Below are 15,642 nucleotides of genomic sequence, written 5' to 3'. Positions count from 1 at the left end.
CAAGTTTACAACAAATGAACAGGTATAAACCAGCGTAGATGTTTTGTTTTATTCGTTTCAATAATACGATCAAGCAAATGGCGTTTGCTCTCACTAAACGCGAGGCGCGCGCCAGTCGTCAGAGCCAGTGGTACCGGCCACTTCATGCGTCCAGGTAATACGACGGTAAGTCATCGATACTTCTTCCATGTGCGAAAAGTGCGCCATGGCTGGATCTTGTGCGTTAGGCATGATGGAATCGATGTTGACAATGACTGCATCTTCTAACTCATGCGTGAAGTAATGCTCTTGCACACCCGTCATAGACGTGCGGTACCATTTAAGTACTACTTTGCTTAAGCGCTCACCTGAACACAAGGCATCAAATAACTTTGGAGAAGACTTATCATACACCTTAGTAATTTTAAATGGTTGGTGAACACGCTGACCGCTTGGTTGGCCACTTTGCGGGTCGCGAGGAATAATCACTTGGTGCTCAAAAGCCTGTACGGTAGCTTCTGACTCGTGATCAGACTGATAGGCATTACCCATTGATTCAACGGTATTTGCGCCTTCTGTGATGTTACCAGACTTAGTTCCTTCGATTGAGATATATGCAACTGTAGGCATCTTATTTCCTTAATCTATGTTGGGTCGTTGTTAAAACGCAGAGCGACCTTGTTTAGTGTTTTGGGCCAAGGCGTATAGCGAACTAACGTATTAGCCAATGTTCTAAGTTTACATTACACATAGCATGCCAAATATATAGTAAGTCCGTTTATCCATTTAAAACAACCACTTATAGTGGATTGATATGAGTGGGCAAGCTTCAAACACGCTGGTTGCGCAGTTTTTCGTTCACGTTAAACTGCTCAGTTGAGCAGAAATCTGCGCAGTTCAGAGCTTGATTAGCTTAGTGTGTAAACATCGCGCAATAAACAAAAAGTTAAGAATGGCTGCAGTGCTTGAAACAAATCATAAAACATGAAATGCTTAAAAAACAATCAATATCACATCGCGAAAAGTAAAATATATTTGGGAGTTTCGAATCTGTTTGCGATAATTTATCAACTCGCCCTAGACTCTTACAACACTTAAACTCGGCAGGTAGGATATCTATCATGGAAGAATTTGGCAGGGCATATCCTGACGCAAACGCCCTTTCTCTTGTAAAACTTAACATTACGCCTTTAGATGAACAAAAAGGTGTTCCATTTTGGGAGGCTCAGTGGATAAGCCCTGAATTGAAAGATGTTTTGTTCGGTCAAGCTTCTAAAGCGAGTTTCTCTAGAACTTACTGTATTTTAGATCCCACCTTGCGACAGAAGGTCATAGGTTATTTTGACCTTGATATGTCTTCGAACGAGATACCCGTCAGATGTTTGGTTAAAGGCAAAGATGGCCCTGAATTTAAAGAAGCGGCGCCATTTTTAATTGACATGACCTTATCTTATGAGGCGCTTGAGGATGATCAGTGTGTGCCACACTTCCATAAAGACTTTTTCAAAAACCATTGGGGGCATAGTACCGGGATTTTTATTCGTACAACGGTAGCTATGGACGACGTATGGAAGCACTTTAGGCGCTTTCTAAAGATTCAAATCGAAGCTGACAAAAAGTGGGTGTTTTTCAGATTTTGGGATCCGCGTATATTGCCAAGCTACTTTGACAGTATTAAGGCAATGCCCCACAAAGTCGCTCAGTGGATTGATATGCGAAATGGAAACAGCCTTGATAGCGTCATTTGTGAACATGAAGATGCCGCGCAAGTATGGCAATTTTTTCCAGAGCTGAGTGAGATTGAAGATATAAAACCGCCGGCTATGCCCACCTTGTGTAAAGAAGAAATGCTTGGTATTGAACAATACCGAATATACCGCTATCAACAACGTGCTTTAAACTTTTTCCATGAGCAATTTCCAGAATTAGCAAGACTTTCAACCAATGAACAACTGTCTGAAGCAATTCGGCTGGCGTATCAAAATGCAAAGCAGCGCGGACTTGCCTCAGAAAAGCACCATTTCAAATATCTCACGATTGTTGCATTTTGGGGGAGTGGATTTGAACGCGACCCAATGTATCAGAGCGCTCTACGGGATGTGCGTTGGGATGAGCAGGAGTTCACCAACTTCTCAAGCGTATTTTCAAAAATTGATGAGCGTGCAGAACTGAGGAGCGAAGACCTATCACAACCAAAGCGCATTTTGTTGGGCTTTGAAAGACTGTATTCACAGCCCTTAGAGGTCATCAGTCATGAAACGGTTAGTGTGGTCCTGCAAAGTGTTTGGCCGGCTCAATTTGATTATCTCGCCCTTGAGGATATTTATCAGTTTGTTGTTGAAGCAGCCGATTTTGCTCAAAAAAAATATAAACTAACGGGTAGTGATCTTGTCACTTACATTGTGCTCGCGATGTATTTCGGGTTTGAATTTGGACAAGACCCTCTTTATCCCTGGGCAAGTGAGGCCTTAAACCTGAAAAATCCTGAAAAGCGCAGACATTTACTCGGAGAGGGTGTGGCTAATTTCTTTAAATCATATGGACGTTTAACGTAGATACGACAATGAGCAGAGAATTTTTTCAAGGCATAATGAATGCCATTAATAATCTAAGCTCCTCAGTTTCGGGAGCAAACGGAATTAGCAATGGCGCTGATGCATTAGGTACAGGCGCTACCCAAGGCGCGAACGCAGCCGCAGACAATGCTGAAACGCAGGAGGTCGAAGAAGTTTGTCAACCATGCGACGACAAGTGGCTGGTAGTGACCATCGAACGCAATATCAAACACAATTTTGGTGGACGATGGGACTGCACTGTAGGCGATTTGAAAATGGAAATTTGGGATAGCGAAGACAGTGGCTCGGGGACGCCAATTTTCAGATGTAAAACGAGTGAGCGAGGTGGCCCTGCAAATGCAGATTTTCACTATCGCACTAACGAGAGGCAAGGAAGTAATTATCAATACTACAATCAGTTTTTGATTATGCCCTCAGATGATTATGGTTTGTCGGCACATAGAACGACGAATTATAAAACATATGGATACAACACCACGTATTTGCAAAAGCCTCGCCCCGGTATTGCTATATATGGATCAAGCTCTGGCGCAATGGATCGCCGAACAGGTGTTTTGATTCATGCGGGTAGTCACCACCGCTGGTCTGTAGGATGCATAGTCCTTCACAGTAGCGGCGAGGTAAGAGATGGGAGATATCGTTTTGACCAAACCAGTAGTGTAAACACCTTACTTACGTTTCTAGAAAAATTGCACGAATTTACCGGTGAGTCAAGGCATAGCTTGGGCGTAAAAATCGATAGAGTAAAGCTGATAGTTCAAGAGAACTTCAATGAAGGTTAAGTGCTTTTGTATTTTTTTACTTTTTATAACCACTACTACATTTGGAGAAATTACTATGAACCGTTTTGACTTCCATATCGATATACCGAAGATTGAAAACGTCGCCCAAAACATACAGGCTGTGCAGCAAAGTGCAGCCTCAAAACAAAGCGACGGGCTTGCCGCTAGCCGCAGCTTATTTGATATTTTTGAACAGCATAGTGTAGAGAGCGCGCTTATATTTACCAGCCATCCAGAAACCTTGCAGTCCATAAAAGACCAAAAGCTTGAAACGTATCAGCTCATCGAATCCATAAAGCGGGAGTCGATAGCGATGAATGAAAACATCGCTCCAATGATTTTCGCTGAGACTAAAGCAAGCACCTATGTTCAGCAGTTCGTTGCACTAAACAAAAATTTCTTAGCAGCGGATCACGAGCTATTTAGCAATAAGGATGAGCTACTTCACGATTTTAGACGTTTTCAGAGTCTAGTAATGCCTTTAAAAGAAGCACTCGGATATGTTGACTGGAGCTACAGCAGCGATTTCAGTCGAGAAGACTTTTGGCCTAACGCCGAATATTTCCAAGGCCAATACAACTATCTAAATTTATTCAGAGCTAGCGAGCCTGAAAAAGCTAAAAGCATCACGTTTAATGAGGTTTTTGACACGCTATCGGAACGCGAACAACTTGCCGCCTATGCTTGGATATACCATGCAAGCTTTGAAGAGTTTTTGGCAGTTAGCGCGATTCCTAATGAGCTTCCACCTTGGATTACAAGTCAAGCGTTGCGTGATTTGCATGCGAAAATCAATAACGAATATATGAGCAAGTTTGAAGCGGAAGAAGCTGAGATGCTTGAGTTATAGGGCGCATGGTTTTATATGGACGTAAGGCCTTATTCAAGTTTCGAAGAACTCGCTGTCAATAACGAGCAAGAGGATGCCAGTGCAGTTGCTGCGTTACCTCAAGCGTTTGGATTGGTGTTTGCCCCTAACGCTGACGGCAATGGTAAAAACAATAATTCTCCTAAGCTATTTTGTAGAGGTAGCTAATCGGTGTGTCACGCTGATTAAAATGTCGACGTATGCATGTTTGTCGAAGCGTTAGTGTCGGGCTATTTATATGATGCGGCAGGCAATCGTATTGCGTGGAATGGCAAGTGGCTCAGCAAAATTCAACGCGGGCGCTTTTTTGCGCTCAGTCACTTATATTGTCAACTTAACTACGAGGAGTTATCGCATTAGATATAGCCTTGTAAACGTCGATTTTAGTGATAAAAGTTTGATACGCTTATAATAGCTTGTGCCTCTTTTAACACTATACATTGGCGCCAGCACTGTTAAACTTATACATGGCTCTCATACTCGCACACGCGTTAAGCCGGCGCACATACGACTGCTTGAATAATCAGGCTTTGATGGTTATTGTACCTAACGTAGACAATTGTGAAGGAGATACAGATGTCATTCCGTTCAAACGAAGAATTCCTATTTTTTGAAACCATAGACCCCACCTTCGATTTTCAGGTCGCCGCAATGTATGGTTCTGAGGGCATCTCCTCGTTATTCAGTTTTAACCTTGAGGTCGTTTCCAGCTCTTCTCACATTGATTATGACGATATGCTTGGACAAGCTTGTGTTATATCAATCGATAGAATCAATCATCAAAATTTTTTGGGCGTGTTCAGTGATGCTCAGACTAACACCCGTTATATCCACGGTGTCGTGTCTGATTTCGTGCTGGATGAAGAGGGGCCGGATATGACGACGTATCATATGACCGTTGTGCCAAAGGCCTTCCCCTCAACGTATCGTACTAATCGCCGTATTTTCCAAAAGCTCAAAGTAGATGAGATTATCGCGATTTTGTTTAAAGAGCTTGGCATGGAAGTTGACGATTTTAGATGGGACTGTCTACAGAGTTATGAACCCATTGAGTACTGCGTTCAATATGATGAGTCTGAATTTGATTTCATTAGCCGCTTGCTTGAGAGAGAGGGTATTTTCTACTATTTTGAACACAGCGCTGAAAACCACGTGATGGTGTTTAGCGATGATGTGTTCAAGTGTATCAGTGTTGAACCTGCCACCCCGGTTCCTTTTGCCTCAGATTCACAGGGATTTGTAACAAATGAGTTCGTTCGCCGTTTTACTTCACGCAAGCAAATTCGAAACGGAAAAGTCGCATTTCGGGATTATAATTTCCAAAGGCCATCACTCAAATTAGATTCAGTGCAAAACGCAAGCGAATTTGTTGAGCATGAGGACTATAAATATGGCCGTTTTGACGATAAAACCAGGGGTGACAAGCTCGCCCAAATACGACTCGAATCTCACAATGCAGAAAAGGTCCTCGGAATGGGGGCATCTAACGTGAATAAACTTTGCCCGGGTTACACATTTGAGTTGGATGACCAACAGCAGATGCGTTACTCGGGTGACTACTTGATTACATTCGTAGCACATGAGGCGCAACAACCTGGTGTGCGTAAGCAAGGAGCCTCGGTAGGTGGCAGCACATATGCAAATGATTTTCAGTGCGTGCCTTCTAATGTTGCTTATCGTGCAGCGCAGAAAACGAATTGGCCAGTTGTAAACGGTACGCAAACCGCTGTTGTTACTGGCCCTGCGGATGAAGAGATTTATACCGACGAGCACGGTCGTATAAAAGTCAAATTTCACTGGGATAGATACAACGCCGCCGACGAAAATTCGTCATGTTGGGTACGCGTGAGCCAGCTTTGGGCTGGACAAGGCTACGGTGGTTTCTCTTTGCCGCGCATTGGGCATGAGGTTATTGTAGATCATATTGATGGGAACCCTGACCTTCCTATCATTACGGGCCGAGTGCACCATGGCGAAAACCGAAGTCCCTACAAGCTTCCTGATAAAAAAACGGTCAGTACGCTTAAAACGAATTCGTCAAAAGGTGGGGGTGGCTTTAACGAGCTTCGATTCGAAGACAAAAAAGACAGTGAAGAAGTGTATATGCATGCTCAAAAGGATCACAATACCGTGATCCAGAATGATGAGAGTCATACGATTGGGCACAATCGGTCTAAATCGGTGGGGAATGACCAATCGGAAAGAGTGGCACAAAACAAGTCAATCGATGTTGGTAATGATCATAAAGAAACGATTGGCAACAACGTGTTCTACCAAGTGGGAAAAACCCAACAAGAGCAATATGGTAAAGACCATATTCACAATGTTGGAAATATTCTTAAACAAAATATACATGCTGATCACCTTGAAATGGTTGGGGGAAACTACGAGGGACAAGTCAACGGGAAACTCAAACTCGATGTTGGCGATACTATTACGACAAACGCTGGACAGGTGCATCAACTGATGGCAGGGCAAAAGTTTGAAATCCGAGGCCCTGGTGGAAAGATTACGCTTGACTCATCGGGGATCACGCTAGAAGCTGCAAAAATTAATCTCAAAGGACAAGTCTCTATGGGAGGTTCGGGCTCTTCTCAGGTGCCGACACTCGATTTGGCTGCGAATAAAGCCCTTCCGATTTGCGAAGAATGTGAAGCGCAGAAGGAGAAATAGACTATGAAACCAGTAGCTAGACTAGGCGACATGCACGTTTGTGGAAATTCTAAACACCCGCCATCACCTATTATTACCGGCGGGAAAAGTGTCGTAGATGGTGCAATAGTTGCTCGAATCGGTGACAAATGTGCCTGTGGTGCCGTGATAGTGGAGGGCTCTTCTCAAGCCAGTGAAAACGGCGTGCCTATTGCGTTCTTAGGTGCCAAAACGCAGTGTGGTTCGCATAGCGGAAAAATAACGACTGGCGCTCCGCAAGCTAAAGTGAAACCTTGATATTTACCCAAACAACAGTGTTGAGGTCGTAATTACAGCTTCAATACCTAAGGATATCTTTGCTCATTTATCTTGGGAAAATATTCTGTTAACGTGCACCATTGATGGACCGCGTTGCGAAAATAAGTCTAAGGCCTTACTTGCATTGGGTTCGCTTTGTTCTGAAATTTCAGTGGTCAATATAAGATGGTCTGTGTTCATCTGAATGCCACCATCTGCGTGTGTTGGGTCTGGCTGCCGGTTACACTGAAGGTTCAGCCCATGCAGTCATATTTGCGCTCTATGCCTTCTCAGTGGCTTGCTCACGCGATTCTTGGTAAACAACTTTTCCATAGTTAGTAAGACGGATAGGCGCTGACAATCCCATATTCGAACCTTAGATCAAAAAACCGCAGCCTTTTTAACTGCGGTTTTGTATATAACCTCAACTCGGAATAAGCGACAGCGCCAAGTAGCGCTAAAAACGTGAATTACTGCGTTGCAAAAGCGAGCAATAGAATGACTATTACGTCACTTTTGCGCCTTGCACTTCACGTTTTTATCACTACTTGGTGATAATTTAATAAATACATAGCTAAAACATGCATTTGCACTATCGCTTATCCCGAGTTGAGGTTATATATTATTGGATCGTGATTAGACGCGAGGTGCACGCCAGTCGTCAGAGCCAGTGGTACCGGCCACTTCATGCGTCCAGGTAATACGACGGTAAGTCATCGATACTTCTTCCATGTGCGAGAAGTGCGCCATGGCTGGATCTTGTGCGTTAGGCATGATGGAATCGATGTTGACAATGACTGCATCTTCTAACTCATGCGTGAAGTAATGCTCTTGCACACCCGTCATAGACGTGCGGTACCATTTAAGTACTACTTTGCTTAAGCGCTCACCTGAACACAACGCATCAAATAACTTTGGAGAAGACTTATCATACACCTTAGTAATTTTAAATGGTTGGTGAACACGCTGACCGCTTGGTTGGCCACTTTGCGGGTCGCGAGGAATAATCACTTGGTGCTCAAAAGCCTGTACGGTAGCTTCTGACTCGTGATCAGACTGATAGGCATTACCCATTGATTCAACGGTATTTGCGCCTTCTGTGATGTTACCAGACTTAGTTCCTTCGATTGAGATATATGCAACTGTAGGCATCTTATTTCCTTAATCTATGTTGGGTCGTTGTTAAAACGCAGAGCGACCTTGTTTAGTGTTTTGGGCCAAGGCGTATAGCGAACTAACGTATTAGCCAATGTTCTAAGTTTACATTACACATAGCATGCCAAATATATAGTAAGTCCGTTTATCCATTTAAAACAACCACTTATAGTGGATTGATATGAGTGGGCAAGCTTCAAACACGCTGGTTGCGCAGTTTTTCGTTCACGTTAAACTGCTCAGTTGAGCAGAAAGTTGCGCAAGTGGTGTTTCGCTTAGCTCTACTGTTCTGGCGAGTACAAATCGTTTATACAAAATTGGAAATGGTAGAGGCTAACGCTTTTAAGGCACGGAACAACTCAGGGCTTACCGAATGCGTAAATTCAGCAACTTGAGGAACAAACATAAATGCGACAAAAAACACAATGGAGAACAGTGTTAAGTAGACTAGCAAATACATCAGCGTCTTTATTGGATGCGCGCGTTTGGGTTTGACCTTTGCTATTGATATCTTGCGAGTTGTATCATCAAAAGGGATTTCGCCGGTGATCTCGGGCTGTATTTCATCCTCGCGCTTGCCTTCTACAATTTCTTTAATAAGGGCACCACGCTGTGCACGAAACTCTTGCTTTGTAATATCACCACTTGCATAAGCGGTGGAGAGTTTATGTAATATATTCATCTTGTCGGCATGTCTTTATTTTTATTATTGAATCCTAAATTCGCCATTATTATGCTCGAAAGTCTATTGTTGGGTACTATCATACAGGGCAACTAGCTCAATCAATACGAACGAGACATTGTCCCGCGCGCCTCTGGATAAAACCTTGTCGAGTATAGCCTGTGTGCACTCCTCAATATCATTGTGTTTTGCTAATAGTAAGGACAGCTCAGCATCATTAATTTCTTTTTCAATACCATCGCTACAGATTAAAAACTTATCCCCTGATTGAAATGGAATCATTGTATAATCGGCAAACAATTCTGGGTGCGAGCCCACAGCGCGAGTAATGACGTTTTTGTCGGGGTGCTGCTCGGCTTGTTCACGCGTTATTTCGCCATTGTCTACAAGTTCTTGCACCAAGGTATGATCCTTAGTTATTTGAACAAGGCGCTTGTCCCTGAACAAATAGCCTCTGCTATCGCCTACCCAATAAAATAGGATATGTTGTTGATGCAAAGCTGCACCTACTACGGTAGACCCAATCACCGTGTTGCGCGATAAAGCAAGGGCACTTAAATTTTCGTTTACACCCAACAGGGTATCGTCAACTTCATCCACAAATTTCGAAAATGATTCACTTTGCACAATAGCGGATAAGTTTTTAACAATCATCTGACTGGCCACATCGCCTGCTTGGTGTCCACCCATTCCGTCGGCAACAGCCCAGTGAGCCTGTTCTGGGTTAGAAAAAAAGCAGTCTTCGTTCACACGCCGAACTTTGCCTGTGTCAGTCGCATGAGCAAAACGCCAACCATATTGTTTGTCTATCATGGGATTGGTTGTCAGGATGGCCACTTTAGATTCCTACCAAAAATTGATTAAACAATTCGGCGTCTGGTAAACCGCTGTGCACAATTAACTGAGGCCGCATTTGAGCATTCCCAGCGCTCATCCAAATACTGTGTTCTTCTAGCGTATCAATGATCGAAAGTTTTTGTGCTGAACAATAGCGAGCCGCTAAATTCAGGTTCGTGCTAATACCCTCCAGTGAGGGTGTAACTGGCTTGTCAACCGTTTGCTCGGTTGCAAGCAAATCGGCGACTTGCGTTTGCAAGGCACTCAGTTGCTCCTCAAGCGTATTCACTTTGTCGAGTAGATGAACCTCAAACTCAGTTTGTGGCTGTGGCGCGCTCTCAACCATGTCATGCTGGTGATTGAGATAGGCGTCGATGGTAGCCGCTGCGTTTGGATTGGAAAAAAGCGTTAATGTGGCAATTTTTTCAAGTATAGGCTCTAGCTCAGCGTCAGGTTCTAACATGTCTAAAAGAAAATCTTCCATTTCAAACATGCTGTTTTGAAAATGACCGAGTTCACTTATCGTCTGAATAGGAGATGATAGATGCTGCATCACAATAAATGGAAAGTGCCGATTCACTCTATCGACGCTGGGCATCCACATGCCAATCCATGCGTGCTCGTCGATAATTCCAGGCTGTAAGTAAAAGTACCAAAGGGGCGTAATGGCGTAATTGTCGAGCCATTCTGGCCCGATTTCATTACTTGCACTTTTCAACCCATCGGCAAAAAAGTGATGAATCTGCTCGCTTATTTCACGTGGCATGTCTTTAGAAACAAAATCGCCTTTACCAGGGACCTTTCCATAGTAAGCAGCCATACTAAAGCTCCTCTGGCAATGTAAAGTTTTGCAGGATTTTAGCGCCAAGAGGATTAAATTCACTGTCGGCTCTAATTTCATACTGCACCGATAAGCCTTCAACGCTAATATTTGCATTATAAACTGCATTTCTTGGCGTCGCGCTCATGCGTTGTTTGTCTAGAAGTTTAAACAGCGACCATGGCCCCGTCTCAGTCGCTTGCTTCACGCGTCCGTCTAGCTGCATAAATTCGATACGGGTAGATTCGTCACTCGCTACCAATGGCCATGTGATTTTGCTAGAGCGTCTAGGTCCGTGCGCATAGCTTAGTTTTTGAGAGCCTACATTCATCGAAAATTGCGCCACGTTGGCGTCAAGTGATAAAGGTAGCATGGAAAAAGATAGGCTCGGCATAGCTGCATTTGGCGTAAAGAAGTATTGGGTAATTCGATTCGCCGTTTGCATGTCCGAAAGCACTTGTGGAGAAAAGTTCAGCGACTGACCGCCAAATGAGCGTAATTGCCAAGAAGCGGTATTGGTATTTACAAAGGGCACGATATACTGCTTAACAAACTCATCAAACACGCCATTTGGCTTAAAGAAGTTGGCAAAGTCGCGCAGCTCAACTTCACTCATTGATTGGGTTTCAAAAGGGTAACGCCCAGCAAGTGCTTGCGAATAAATAGGATACACTTGTTGCTGCCAAATTTGTTCAATATTATCCTTCGCATCTTGCACGACCATAGACCAACCAATATCTGATACTTCATCGAGCCATCTGTTTAACGCTTCTGGGTTGGTGGAGTCTTTCATTACTAAACGACTAAACTCCGAGCGAGCAGGATTGTTCATGCGGTCTAGCACAGCATTAAAGGCAGGCGTCTCAGCAAAGTTGTCCAGCAGAGTTTGCTCTATAAAACTGCTGTACTGATTTAAACCATTCGAAATCGCTAACAGTTTAGGGTCTCCACGCTCTGTAGAACTTAGTTGATGAAACTCACTGAAATTCTCAGTCACTTCACTTCCCGGAAGGCTTACCAAGTCAGCTTTGTTAGCCGCTCTAGATACGCGGTTGGCTTGGCTCACTACTCTTTGTGCTCTCGCGTTTACAACACTTGCCACTTCGCCAAGTGCTTGGGCTTGCTCGCCCTCTTCACTCACCTGCGTCAAGTTAGTCTCTTGCGATACGGTAGTCAGAAGTTTTTCCAAGGGACTGTTTTGATCACCTATGGTTCGCAATATAGAGAACCCTTGCTGCTGATTACTCACATCAGCAATTTCAAGATTACGAAGGTATTGCCGCCACGTGCCAATGTAATCTCTGTAATATATTGTATAGATTCGATCCTGTAATTCGTCTGGAGACGGAATATCGTCCTGTTTATTATGCTCGCCTAATATCCATGTGTTGTTTAAATACTCATCTGCCTTATCGGAGGCGGTGCTAATAAAGCTGGAAAAGAAGCCCTTTTTAGTAAACATGAAGGGAATGTATAGTTCGCTGGGTAGCCTGGCATCGCGCGTCACAAATACGTCAATTGCATCATTACCTGCGATATCTGAAAATGACAAATCGCCGCTTTTATCCGACAGCATAAAATCTTTGATTGCCGCATAAACTTGTTCTTCCAAAGGCAGTTTTAACAAGGCAAGGCGAGCCGAGGAGACCACGTTTTCATCAGGCATAATAAACGCAAATGGTTGCGACAGCAGATAGTCTAAGTGAGCATTGAGTTGCACAACCGCTTCAGGCTCTGCCAATAAACTGACTTGCCAATCGGCTAATGCAATGGCCTTTAACCACTCAGGCTCCAACTCTGCGCCGGCAATGGTATGTTGACCAGCGTACATCAAATAGGCTTTTAGGAATGTATATAAATCTGCGTGGTCACCTTGGCGAAGAATATCAATCATAATTTCTTCCAAGCGCGTTTTAACCAAGGGTAAAAGCCGAGTTTCGAGTACATTAAGGTAAATCGCTTGGTTTTGGCTGTCGAAACTTCGTCGTTGGTTCAAACCAAAATTATCAGAGAATTCTTTAGGCTCAAAAATAGTAGTTGCTGCCCGGGCGGCGTTGAGTTCATCCAATATTTCCATGAAATCAATGGTGCTTTCGCTCCTTTGAATAATCAGCTCGTTCTGCTGCTCTATCGATGCATCAATCCGCTGGATCCTATCTACATTGATTTCGTAACTGGTATACCAGACTATGCTCATTGCGATAATGACAGCCGATGCACTGACTAAACTGAGGATCCGAAGACGTTTCATCCAGCGCTGAAGTTTTTGATCGACGCCCGCCATTTCCGACTCAGGGAAAATTACTTGACTGAGCAAGTCACTAATGAAATAGCTTTTTCCTCGTCCGCTATAGTTGACGGCAGTTTCTTCTTGTAAGCCCATGTCATTCGCCATGGTGCCTAAAAGGCTGTCAAATGGGCTGCCTTGTTGAGTGCCGGACGTAAAATAAACCCCTCGAAGCAAAGCGGTTTTTTGAAACTTATTTTCGCCGAAAATATTGACGAGAAAGTCATGAATAGGTTCTTTGAGCGCATCCATTTGCGATGGGAAGCTAAAGATATCGGCTTTTTTCGCCGGATCATGCTGTTGCTTTATATTGAGCAGAAGCTGAGTGTTTAGACGATCGATGAGTTCGTCAAAGTGCTCGTGGTATTGCTGAATATCGATTGCGCAATTCCCGTTTTCGTCTATGTCAAAGGTTTCTCCCCAAACCTGGTCGCGCTGCTTAGCGCTTAGCGCATCAAAAAAGGGAATAAAGCCATTCACTAGGTCACATTTGGTGAACATGAAATACACTGGAAACTTAATTGACAATTGGTCATTAAGTTCTTCTATTCGCTTACGAATGGTCTTGGCGTAGTAGGTGCGCTCATCTTCGGGCATAGTCAGCATGTCAGATAGGCTCATAGTGACTAACGCTCCGTTTATTGGGCGCTGTTTACGATGCTTTTTAAGCATCGACATAAAGCTTTGCCACGCAGTCTTGTCTACTTCTGAATCACTATCTTGAGTAGTAAAACGACCTGCGGTGTCAATCAGTACAGCTTCGTTGGTGAACCACCAGTCGCAATGTCGAGTGCCGCCGATGCCCTTGATTGCATCTGCACCTAATTTATCTTTAAGTGGAAATTCCAAACCAGAGTTTAATAAGGCTGTGGTTTTCCCGGAACCAGGTGGGCCAATAATGATATACCAAGGTAAAGCATTGAGCTGGGCATTCTTATCGCGCTTGTTACCCGACTTCGCTTGTAGAATGTTAATTGCTTCATTGAAGCGGTCGGAAATGGTTTGCGCTTCGTCTTTCTTCGCATTTTGAACAGTTAGGTTTTCAGCAAATTGACTGTCATTTTTGCGTCGTTTGTAATGCTGATAAAACTGATACAGCGCCCATGAGAACACAATGAATAAAATCAGCAGGAGTCGGCTCGCGACACTTTCGAGAAAATAATTTTCTGAAATGGCAATGATAGGGCCAACAAACCATACCAGCAGAGCTAATATAAACAGCCCTAAACCATGCAAAAACCACTTATTGGTGATGAATTTCACGAATTTATTAGGGGCAGACTTCTTTTCCATTGCTAGCTCCTAATCAACACTTCAACACGACGATTAAGCGCTCGATTGGCACTACTCGTATTTGGTACTAAATTCACAGTATCGGCCAATCCGCGCGCAAACACTTGCACATTGGCATCTAAGTTTTCGCTAATAATACTTTTTACTGCGCTCGCCCTAGCTTCAGAGAGTGCCCAGTTATCGTTAAAGCGTAAAGTGCGAATAGGGATGTCGTCTGAATGTCCGGTGATTTCGATTCTAACGCGCTGTCCGGTGAGCGACATGCCCATTTGTTTCATTATATCGACATAGTCCAAGGCCAAGGCATCGCTGCCTGATGCGAATAGATTTGCATCGGTGAGACGCACACTGACTCCTTTTTCGTTTTCTTCAATAATGAGCTTGCCTGCTGCAAGCTCGCTTTCAAATTCCGCTAACAATAGCTCATATATGCCGTCTGAGGTGTCTTGCAAATCAGGTTGAGCTGTGAACAAACTGCCCAATGACTCGATGTTGTAAGGGGCGACGTTCACGATGTTTTTATCGAGTAAACTTACCAAGCGTCGCTTCACAGGGTCTGATTGATAACTCAATAACAAACTGAAACTAAAATAAATAACCAAAAGTAAGCCGCCGGTGATTGACCATACCACCCATTGAGGCAGCACTTTGAGTAGAGCTTGACGCCGGTCGTAGCTGCCTTCCCATTTACCGGAAAGTGCCTGAGTCTCGAGTACTTTGTATTTTTCAATGAGCAAATACGTATTGTTCTTAACGATTTGATGCTCTCTAATACCGTCTGCCGCCTGACGATACTTACCTTCAAAACCTAACTCAAGCGCGCAATAATAAAATTCAATAGCCGCCATGTAATGACTTGGGTTTGCGCACATGTCATCAAGCTGATTAAAGAATCGCTCGCCCCCCCAAGCTTCTTTGTGAAAAATGACCAACAGGCTTTGAGTAGACCACTCACTCTTTGCGCCCCACGGCGTATTAAGCACGATTTCATCTAACAAACAGCATAAGCCATAACTGACTTGTTCATATGCATCAAAAGGCGCATCCATCGCAAAGTTGATGCTTCGGTAGTACTCGATTTCTTGTTGAGCATGTTCTTTGAGCTCCCGAAGGTCTACGTTAGCAGCCGCGATCTTTGCCTTGGAAACCAGTAAAATTAAAGGAGATACCAAAGCGAGAATAGGGTTGTTTTCTTCCACCAGAGACGGGCTTGTATCGGGTTGATACTGAAAGCGTCGGAATAGACTACTGCCACGATGCTGTTGACCGGCTTGCTCTTTTGCTAAGCTCGCTAAGTTAATTTTATTGCGATTGGACTTATCGGCTCGAGCATTAGAATCGCGATCCGATTTTTGATTTCGAGGTCTACGGCCACCAGGGCGTATAACAGTCCTGTCATTCATGATACATACCT

General features: G+C 43.9%; 14 protein-coding genes. 6 read left to right on the top strand and 8 right to left on the bottom strand.

Going from position 1 to position 15,642, the window contains the following annotated elements:
- Positions 1–93 precede the first annotated feature (93 nt).
- The gene (locus PN836_RS05890; RefSeq protein ID WP_395344315.1) at positions 94–609 is read right to left on the bottom strand and encodes an Hcp family type VI secretion system effector; all 516 of its coding nucleotides are present in this window, start codon (positions 607–609) and stop codon (positions 94–96) included.
- Between the two features lie 491 nt (positions 610–1,100).
- Between PN836_RS05890 and PN836_RS05885 the strand changes: the two genes are divergently transcribed.
- The 6 genes from PN836_RS05885 to PN836_RS05860 all read left to right on the top strand — a co-directional run bounded on the left by PN836_RS05885 (position 1,101) and on the right by PN836_RS05860 (position 7,154).
- Positions 1,101–2,534: a DUF4123 domain-containing protein gene (locus PN836_RS05885; RefSeq protein ID WP_395344322.1), complete on the top strand. Its 1,434-nt coding sequence runs from the start codon at positions 1,101–1,103 to the stop codon at positions 2,532–2,534.
- A gap of 8 nt (positions 2,535–2,542) precedes the next feature.
- Entirely contained in the window at positions 2,543–3,337 is a 795-nt protein-coding gene (locus PN836_RS05880; RefSeq protein WP_395344321.1) for a hypothetical protein, read from the top strand.
- 55 nt (positions 3,338–3,392) lie between these two features.
- A complete protein-coding gene (locus PN836_RS05875) occupies positions 3,393–4,187 on the top strand; it encodes a hypothetical protein (protein ID WP_395344320.1) in 795 nt (264 codons plus the stop codon).
- Positions 4,188–4,202: 15 nt separating this feature from the next.
- Positions 4,203–4,373: a hypothetical protein gene (locus PN836_RS05870; RefSeq protein ID WP_395344319.1), complete on the top strand. Its 171-nt coding sequence runs from the start codon at positions 4,203–4,205 to the stop codon at positions 4,371–4,373.
- Positions 4,374–4,781: 408 nt separating this feature from the next.
- Positions 4,782–6,878 carry a type VI secretion system Vgr family protein gene (locus PN836_RS05865; protein ID WP_395344318.1) on the top strand — a complete coding sequence of 699 codons (2,097 nt, stop codon included), beginning with the start codon at positions 4,782–4,784 and terminating at the stop codon, positions 6,876–6,878.
- 3 nt (positions 6,879–6,881) lie between these two features.
- The gene (locus tag PN836_RS05860) at positions 6,882–7,154 is read left to right on the top strand and encodes a PAAR domain-containing protein (protein WP_395344317.1); all 273 of its coding nucleotides are present in this window, start codon (positions 6,882–6,884) and stop codon (positions 7,152–7,154) included.
- 63 nt (positions 7,155–7,217) lie between these two features.
- Here PN836_RS05860 and PN836_RS05855 read toward each other — a convergent pair whose 3' ends face one another.
- From PN836_RS05855 to icmH, 7 genes are all read right to left on the bottom strand, one after another.
- Positions 7,218–7,355: a hypothetical protein gene (locus tag PN836_RS05855; protein ID WP_395344316.1), complete on the bottom strand. Its 138-nt coding sequence runs from the start codon at positions 7,353–7,355 to the stop codon at positions 7,218–7,220.
- Positions 7,356–7,790: 435 nt separating this feature from the next.
- Complete coding sequence (locus PN836_RS05850) at positions 7,791–8,306, bottom strand: Hcp family type VI secretion system effector (protein ID WP_395344315.1); 516 nt, start codon at positions 8,304–8,306, stop codon at positions 7,791–7,793.
- A 310-nt stretch (positions 8,307–8,616) separates the two neighbouring features.
- The gene (locus tag PN836_RS05845) at positions 8,617–8,991 is read right to left on the bottom strand and encodes a hypothetical protein (RefSeq protein WP_395344314.1); all 375 of its coding nucleotides are present in this window, start codon (positions 8,989–8,991) and stop codon (positions 8,617–8,619) included.
- 63 nt (positions 8,992–9,054) lie between these two features.
- Positions 9,055–9,828 (bottom strand): PP2C family protein-serine/threonine phosphatase, encoded by a 774-nt coding sequence (locus PN836_RS05840; protein ID WP_395344313.1) that lies wholly within the window; start codon positions 9,826–9,828, stop codon positions 9,055–9,057.
- A gap of 1 nt (position 9,829) precedes the next feature.
- On the bottom strand, positions 9,830–10,648 hold the full coding sequence (gene tagF, locus PN836_RS05835; RefSeq protein WP_395344312.1) for a type VI secretion system-associated protein TagF: 819 nt from the start codon (positions 10,646–10,648) through the stop codon (positions 9,830–9,832).
- Position 10,649: 1 nt separating this feature from the next.
- Positions 10,650–14,228: a type VI secretion system membrane subunit TssM gene (tssM, locus tag PN836_RS05830; protein WP_395344311.1), complete on the bottom strand. Its 3,579-nt coding sequence runs from the start codon at positions 14,226–14,228 to the stop codon at positions 10,650–10,652.
- 2 nt (positions 14,229–14,230) lie between these two features.
- Positions 14,231–15,631, bottom strand: coding sequence for a type IVB secretion system protein IcmH/DotU (gene icmH / locus PN836_RS05825; RefSeq protein WP_395344310.1), 1,401 nt, complete (start codon positions 15,629–15,631; stop codon positions 14,231–14,233).
- Between the last annotated feature and the right edge of the window lie 11 nt (positions 15,632–15,642).

This window comes from Ningiella algicola, assembly GCF_028401415.2.
Taxonomy (GTDB): domain Bacteria; phylum Pseudomonadota; class Gammaproteobacteria; order Enterobacterales; family Alteromonadaceae; genus Glaciecola.
This window is presented reverse-complemented; position numbering and strand designations above follow the sequence as displayed.

What these genes read in the sequence shown, in the direction of transcription:
- PN836_RS05890 (WP_395344315.1), bottom strand. Translation starts at nt 609, where the DNA reads ATGCCTACAGTTGCATATATCTCAATCGAAGGAACTAAGTCTGGTAAC.
- PN836_RS05885 (WP_395344322.1), top strand. Translation starts at nt 1,101, where the DNA reads ATGGAAGAATTTGGCAGGGCATATCCTGACGCAAACGCCCTTTCTCTT.
- PN836_RS05880 (WP_395344321.1), top strand. Translation starts at nt 2,543, where the DNA reads ATGAGCAGAGAATTTTTTCAAGGCATAATGAATGCCATTAATAATCTA.
- PN836_RS05875 (WP_395344320.1), top strand. Translation starts at nt 3,393, where the DNA reads ATGAACCGTTTTGACTTCCATATCGATATACCGAAGATTGAAAACGTC.
- PN836_RS05870 (WP_395344319.1), top strand. Translation starts at nt 4,203, where the DNA reads ATGGACGTAAGGCCTTATTCAAGTTTCGAAGAACTCGCTGTCAATAAC.
- PN836_RS05865 (WP_395344318.1), top strand. Translation starts at nt 4,782, where the DNA reads ATGTCATTCCGTTCAAACGAAGAATTCCTATTTTTTGAAACCATAGAC.
- PN836_RS05860 (WP_395344317.1), top strand. Translation starts at nt 6,882, where the DNA reads ATGAAACCAGTAGCTAGACTAGGCGACATGCACGTTTGTGGAAATTCT.
- PN836_RS05855 (WP_395344316.1), bottom strand. Translation starts at nt 7,355, where the DNA reads ATGAACACAGACCATCTTATATTGACCACTGAAATTTCAGAACAAAGC.
- PN836_RS05850 (WP_395344315.1), bottom strand. Translation starts at nt 8,306, where the DNA reads ATGCCTACAGTTGCATATATCTCAATCGAAGGAACTAAGTCTGGTAAC.
- PN836_RS05845 (WP_395344314.1), bottom strand. Translation starts at nt 8,991, where the DNA reads ATGAATATATTACATAAACTCTCCACCGCTTATGCAAGTGGTGATATT.
- tagF (WP_395344312.1), bottom strand. Translation starts at nt 10,648, where the DNA reads ATGGCTGCTTACTATGGAAAGGTCCCTGGTAAAGGCGATTTTGTTTCT.
- tssM (WP_395344311.1), bottom strand. Translation starts at nt 14,228, where the DNA reads ATGGAAAAGAAGTCTGCCCCTAATAAATTCGTGAAATTCATCACCAAT.
- icmH (WP_395344310.1), bottom strand. Translation starts at nt 15,631, where the DNA reads ATGAATGACAGGACTGTTATACGCCCTGGTGGCCGTAGACCTCGAAAT.